This is a genomic window from Nitrososphaerota archaeon, from assembly GCA_011605775.1.
Lineage (GTDB): Archaea > Thermoproteota > Nitrososphaeria > Nitrososphaerales > JAAOZN01 > JAAOZN01.
The window spans coordinates 1-6,545 of record JAAOZN010000076.1 but is presented as its reverse complement, the minus strand read 5'-3'; the positions used below and the strand labels follow the sequence as shown (position 1 = coordinate 6,545).

Sequence of the window (6,545 nt, the reverse complement as noted above, 5' to 3'; positions counted from 1 at the left end):
TGGGTTAGCTTTGAGGTATGATGAGATGCTTCTATAATCCATCTTCATCTTCACCTTCAACAGTGCGCATAGGACTAGGCTTCTGGCGTCGTAGCCAGGTCTACCACCACGCTTCGCCACCCAGGGTGGTTCGAGGCTCCAGACAACAGCCCTAGCCTTCTTCAAGAAGAGCTCCACCTCATCCTTCCTGAACCTCTCATAGGCCTTCCAGTTCCTCTCATACTTCTTCCAATCCCTCCTCCTAGCCAATAACCCACCTCCCGCCGCACCCCCATCTAAGCAGATCTTAGGCTATTGAACCAGCTTGACAGGAAGCTTAGACGATGAGACAAACTTTTCTGCCACAATCCACACATACACACATTCTTTAAGAAGGTTTAAATATCACTTATTTTATTACTTGGGGTATGGTGGTTGATGTGTCTTCTAGGCGTGGTGTTTCTAGGAGGGGCTTCTTGACGGTTGCTGTCTCAGCTATTGTTGCTGGTGTTGTGGCTGGTGTTGGTGCGTACTATGCTGGCACATTGGCTGCTCCTGTGAAGGAAGTAGTTAAGGAGGTTACTAAGACCGTCACGGCCACGACAACCCTAGCACCAGGGGCGCCATACACGACAACCGTAACCGCAACAGCACCACCAACGACTGTAACAACAACTGTAACGACAACTGTAACGGCAACGCCCACTGCCACATTACCTCGGAAAGAAAAGATAGTTATAGGCGCATCCCTTTCCTTGACAGGTGTTTATGCAGCTGGAGCTATGGCACACTCAATGCCAACGTTTAGGATGATCGTTGATGACTATAACGCAAAGGGAGGCCTTTATGTACCAGAATATGGTAGACGTCTGCCCATCGAGCTCAAAATATATGACGATCGTAGCGATGTAGAAACAATGCTTAGAATGCTTGAAAAATTGATCAGCGAAGATAAAGTAGACTTTCTCTTATCACCATGGGGTACGGCGTTCACTTTCGCCGCTACACCGGTATTCGAAAAATATCATTACCCGTTAATCGGCATAACCGTTAGCAGCCTTCAACTGATGAAGAAAGCAGAAACTGGAGAGCTAAAATACGTATTCTTAGCTCTTACTCAGCCCCCATTACAAGCAAAAGCAGCAGCTGATCTACTCGAACACGTAGGCTACAAAAATCTCGGTATAATATATATATCTGACTTGCACGGTATTGAATTATCTTCAACGCTCTATAGCGAACTCTATGGCAGAAATATCATTCCAAAAATTATGGAGAGCTACCCTCTCGGTGTTATGGATTTATCACCGCTGATTAAAAAACTACAAGCAGCCAACATAGACGCATTATTTATGATCGGGTACCCAGAGGACTCCACCTTATTCATTAAGCAAACTGTTGAACTCGGTTACAAACCGCGTTTCCTCCTCGGGTCTGCGGGCATGGATCTACCTGCAGTTATGGCTCCGCTAGGTACTGAAAACATTAAAGGTATATGCCATTGGTATGGTGTCGTCGGTTATAAAGAAAATCAAGCGCTAAAAGATTTCGCTGAGAGGCACAAGCAGCTATTCGGTTTCTACCCTGAATCGAATAAGGCTCAAAAGTACGCGGCGCATGAATGTCTGTTTAAAGCGATTGAGAAGTACGGCCTTAACAGAGAGAAAGTGATGCAAGCGTTACTTACGGAGGAATTCGATACAATTATGGGGAAAGTCCGCTACAAGCCCAGTGAAGGTCTAGTATACCCAGATATGCCAATCATCGCTCAGTTCCAAGGCGGTGAGTTGGCAGAAACCGTCTGGCCAGAAAAGTTTGCCACATCCAAATGGATCCCTTACGGAGGGTAAACACCCTCCTTTTTCCATTTTTATAAAGGCGTATACTGAGTTGGAATTTGGAGTTTCTCCCTCACCTTTTATTTGGTGGAAGGGATTAAAGGAATTTGATCTTTGGATTGCTGAAGCGGAGAACTGTGAATACGACGGAATATATATGCCTGATCATTACGATTTACCAGTTCCAGAATTTCCATCCAATAAATTGGCCGAAACTTGGACAACATTAGCTTACGTAGCTGCAAAGACAAAAAATATGCGAATCGGTACTGTTGCGAGTCCTATACCAAGATATATTCCAAGCCAGCTTGCAAAAATAATTGCTCACGTTGACATTTTGTCTGAAGGTAGGGTTACTGCAGGTTTGGGCGCTGGGTGGAACCGCGAAGAATTCATCAATTATTCTCCTCATGGATATTACGATGAAGCAAAGGTGAGAATGGAGAGGTTCTTGGAAGGCTTACAGATTATGATAAAACTATGGACAGAGGATAAAGTGACCTTTAAAGGCAAGTACTATAGACTGAAGAATGCAACGCTTTTGCCAAAGCCTGTACAAAAACCACATCCTCGTATATGGTCAGGCGGCTTTGGTTCCCACATGCTAAAGATAAGTGCAAAATATTTCAATGGCTGGTTTGTTCACAGAGAAGCTTGGGCTCCAGAAAAAGGCGGTTACGGAGCCCCTACACCGGAAGAATACGGTGAAAGGGTAAAAACGATCAAAAAATATTTGCAGGATTACGGAAGAAGCGTAAATGAGTTCACCTTCGCTCTATTAGGTTGGATGCCAGAGAAAGAGAGAATGAAAGACGAAACAAAGATAATTGAAAAATACGCGGAGCATGGTTGTCAATACTACATTGTTGAAATTCCACTAAACCAGCCACTATCTGACGGCAAATACGTTGAGCTGCTGCGAAGTTTCGCAAAGGAAATTGTATCTTCCTTCCGTTGATGCCAGTCATCGAATATCGTTAATTCTAATTGCGCGTCACTAAGCTGGTGAACAGAAAGCTATATAAAGGTCAAAGAGAATCGCCGTATGGGGTAGAGTGTAGATGATTGAAGAAATTGCTTCTAAAATTCCTTGGTTAAAGAAGACATCTGCGATTTTTCCTAAAAAGGTCCTTTTTGGTGTAGGATGCCTTGATGATATTGGTGTAGAAGCAAAAATGCTTGGTGCAACAAAGGCTTTGCTAGTAATCGACCCTATTGTCGCAAAATTGGGTATAATGGAACGCGCCAAGCGTTCCCTAGAAAATCAGCAGATAAATGTTGAAGTTTTTGATGGGGTTGAACCAGAACCCCACATAGAAATAGTTCATAAGACGACCCAAATCGTTAAAGACGCCAAGTTTGATTTAGTAGTGGGGATTGGGGGCGGGAGCGCGTTAGATATAGCAAAAGCAACAGCAATTATGGCAGCCAATCCTGGCACATTTGAGGATTATATAGGCTTTGGAAAAGTAAAGCGAAGGGCTAAGTTAATATTGTCTCCAACGACCGCTGGGACTGGTAGTGAAGTTTCAGCTTTTATCGTCGTGACGAGCAAAGAAGGTGAAAAAACTATAACTGTTGGTCAAGAGGTGGCACCAGACGTTTCAATTATTGATCCTACGCTTACGGTCACGATGCCAGCTAAGGTAACAGCCAGTACTGGTTTTGACGCGTTAAGTCACGCTGTTGAGTCGATATTGTCGGTCGACTCTAACGATTACACAGAGATGTTTGCTTTTAAGTCCGTTGAGCTCATTGGCAAATATTTCAGAGCCGCGTATCACCAAGGGTGGAACCTGGAAGCAAGGTGCGGCATGTCTTTGGCTGCTTTGTTGGCGGGTTTCGCCTTCTCAGTTACAGGTTGCGTAATCGGGCATGGCGCGGCGATGCGTTTAGGGGAGGTTTTGCACATTCCGCACGGAGAAGCTTGCGCACTTTGCCTACCTTACACAATCAGCTTCAATATTCCTGTAGCCGCAGGAAAGCTAGCTAAGGTAGCCTGTGCTTTAGGTATTGATACAACTAGCTTAAGTCCTGAAGAAGCTGCTAAAAAATGCGCCTACTTTGTTAAAAGTTTAGTTGAGGAATTTGGATTAAAGAGCACCCTAAAGGAATATGGTGTGGATAAAGCGGATCTTGGAAAGCTTGTGGACGTCTTCATGAAGAGAAGCGTTGCAGAAATGAGATGGAGTCCTCGCGTAATCACGAAAGAAAATCTTACGAAATTCTTCGAAGATTTGTGGAGTGGAACTCTCTAGGCAAATTGCGCTTTCTCTGATGTTTCCACATTTAATCCTAAGTTTTATTTAGGATTGTGTTCACCCTGGTGAACGGAACCCTATTGAGTGGAGAGTCTGATGTAAATAGGTTTACGTTAGTTCCATTAGATAAGATTGAAGCAAGCCCCTATGCTGCTAGGGTGGATCAGAATGTTGAGGTTGATAAGCTCGCTGAGTCTATGAGGAGGCATGGGCAGCTTGCCGACGTGCTTGTTAGAGTTCACCCTTCGTGTAGCGATAAGTTTCAGTTGATTTATGGGCATAGGAGGGTCGCTGCTGCCAAGATTCTTGGCTGGGAGAAGATTAGGGCTAGGGTGGTTACTGCTTCGGAGGAGGAGATGCTTATTATGGCTCTCATAGAGAACCTCGAGCGGAAGGACTTCACAGCTTATGAGAAGGCGAGAATCTTCTATAGGTTGAATAGAGAATTCAAGCGAAGCTACGATGATATCGCTAGGATCATCGGTAGAAGCAAGGCATATGTGGCTCAACATATCGCTATGCTTGAACTCTTTACAGAAGAGCAGATGAAAGATCCGGAGGTTATGCGTATACTTCAGTCGCTGACTGAAAGGCAAGCTAGAATACTTCTGAGACTCAAAGACCCTGAAGAAAGGCTTGCGATAGCTAAGATGGTTGTAAATGAAAACCTTTGCGTAAAGGAGACTGAGAAGCTCGTAGGTAGACCTAGAGCAAAAGAAACCATGGCTGAAGATGTAAGCAAAGAGAAGATTGGAGAACGGGTATCGGATGTAGAGAGGATAAAGAAGAAGATTCTGGATCTCTTCGAGTGGATAGAGCGTAAAAACCTCCAACCTTTAATCGCTCTTAGGCTTGAGAAAGAGTTCACAGCGTTTGACGACTTCCCACCCTACACTTTACGCGACTACAGAAGTTCACTAATCTACAACTTTGATCTGATCGGATCTTGGAAGGGTGAATTTAAGATGCGGTGTAAGGATCTTAAGGTTAAAGTCTTCGGCGAAACCGCGATCGCCACCTTCTATATACATTATGATGTAGTGCAAAATGGAAGACCATTTTAGATCCACATCAAGAGTCACCTTTGTTTTCCTAAAGCGTGGTGACAACTGGTACATTATACATGAACACTGGTCTCCACTAAGATCTGATATAGCAGAACTCAATAAATGATGCTAGGGATGGTACTAACTTCTACACTCGGCATCGAGCGCAGTTAAGGCGTAGTCTATCGCATCTACAGCCCTATCGATCTCTTCCCGCGTAACTGTCAAGGCTGGCCCTATTCTGAGGCAGTTAGGTGCGAAGCCTCCTACTAACACCCCTTTCTCAAGCGCCTTCGCTTGAACTATGTTGACGGCCCACTTACTGACGTCACCCGCACCTTTTGTGAAGCGATCTTCAGGGAAGAAGGGTTCTTTCTTCTTCTTATCTCTAACAAGCTCTATTCCCCAGAAGAGACCTAACCCAGAAACCTGGCCTACGCATTTATGCTTGGGCTCTAACTCATTGAGCCTTCTCCCAAGATATTCACCCATCTTAGCGGCTCTACCTGGTAGATCTTCTTCCATCATAAACTTGATGTTCTCGCAGACGGCAGCCATAACGACAGGGTGTGACGAGAAGGTAACTGCATGCCACCATCGGTACTCCTCTAGAAAACGAGCTATCTCCTTGCTTACAACGACACCCGCAGCCGGTAGCTGGGAACTCACTATACCCTTCGCCATAGTCATAATATCTGGTGTGACTCCGTAGTGTTGATAGCAGAACCACCTTCCAGTCCTACCAAACCCAGTCATAACCTCATCATCTATCCAGAGGATACCATACTTCCTAGTCAAATCACGAAGACCCTTGATCCACTCAGGCGGCGACACCACAAGCCCACCTCCGCTTATGATTTCGGTTATTATTGCTGCTACATTCTGAGGACCTAAATTCTGAATCATATACTCCAAGTCCCTCAAGCAGGCTACATAGCCTCCTGATTGACAATCACTTGGAGAGTCGTAGCCGTAGGGGCATCTGTAGCAGAAGGGTGCTCGCGCTACAAAGAAACCTTGGGCTGGGAAACCCGGAACCTCCCTATACTCGCCTCGACTGTTAGCCAAAGTACCGCGCCACCATCTAAAGGTTGAGCAGGAGCCTGCTCCTAACGTCCAGCCGTGATATGAGAACTCTCTGCTTATGATAAATGGTTTGCCCGTGTATAGTTTCGCTATAATAAGAGCCTCCTCGTTAGCCTCGCTACCTGAGCTTGTGAATCTAACTTTGCCAGCCCAGCCATCTTTCCCAAGTATATCCTCTACTATCAGTTTAGCTGCTAAAGACTTATAGGGTGTCTGCATAACCTCCCAGACGTAGCCGTATCTGTCAAGAGCCTGCTTTATCGCCTCTATAACTCTAGGTTGCCTCTGCCCAGCGTTAACAGATATGAGTCCAGAGAGGAAGTCAAGGATCTTTG

At 45.2% G+C, this 6,545-nt stretch carries 7 protein-coding genes; 5 read left to right on the top strand and 2 right to left on the bottom strand.

Annotated elements, in window-relative coordinates:
• Nucleotides 1–249, bottom strand: a 249-nt coding sequence (locus tag HA494_06760; protein NHV97468.1) for a hypothetical protein, incomplete at its 3' end; no start/stop codon positions are given.
• Between the two features lie 158 nt (nt 250–407).
• Here HA494_06760 and HA494_06755 point away from each other — a divergent pair.
• The 5 genes from HA494_06755 to HA494_06735 all read left to right on the top strand — a co-directional run bounded on the left by HA494_06755 (nt 408) and on the right by HA494_06735 (nt 5,251).
• Nucleotides 408–1,829: an ABC transporter substrate-binding protein gene (locus HA494_06755; protein ID NHV97467.1), complete on the top strand. Its 1,422-nt coding sequence runs from the start codon at nt 408–410 to the stop codon at nt 1,827–1,829.
• 40 nt (nt 1,830–1,869) lie between these two features.
• Nucleotides 1,870–2,775 carry an LLM class flavin-dependent oxidoreductase gene (locus tag HA494_06750; protein NHV97466.1) on the top strand — a complete coding sequence of 302 codons (906 nt, stop codon included), beginning with the start codon at nt 1,870–1,872 and terminating at the stop codon, nt 2,773–2,775.
• Nucleotides 2,776–2,878: 103 nt separating this feature from the next.
• The gene (locus HA494_06745; protein ID NHV97465.1) at nt 2,879–4,075 is read left to right on the top strand and encodes an iron-containing alcohol dehydrogenase; all 1,197 of its coding nucleotides are present in this window, start codon (nt 2,879–2,881) and stop codon (nt 4,073–4,075) included.
• Between the two features lie 68 nt (nt 4,076–4,143).
• Nucleotides 4,144–5,142, top strand: coding sequence for a ParB/RepB/Spo0J family partition protein (locus tag HA494_06740; protein ID NHV97464.1), 999 nt, complete (start codon nt 4,144–4,146; stop codon nt 5,140–5,142).
• Nucleotides 5,126–5,251, top strand: a complete 126-nt coding sequence (locus HA494_06735; GenBank protein ID NHV97463.1) for a SnoaL-like domain-containing protein — start codon at nt 5,126–5,128, stop codon at nt 5,249–5,251. Before HA494_06740 ends, HA494_06735 begins: the two co-directional genes overlap by 17 nt.
• A 14-nt stretch (nt 5,252–5,265) precedes the next feature.
• Here HA494_06735 and HA494_06730 read toward each other — a convergent pair.
• The coding region (locus HA494_06730) for an aspartate aminotransferase family protein (protein NHV97462.1) at nt 5,266–6,545 on the bottom strand (1,280 nt) is incomplete at its 5' end.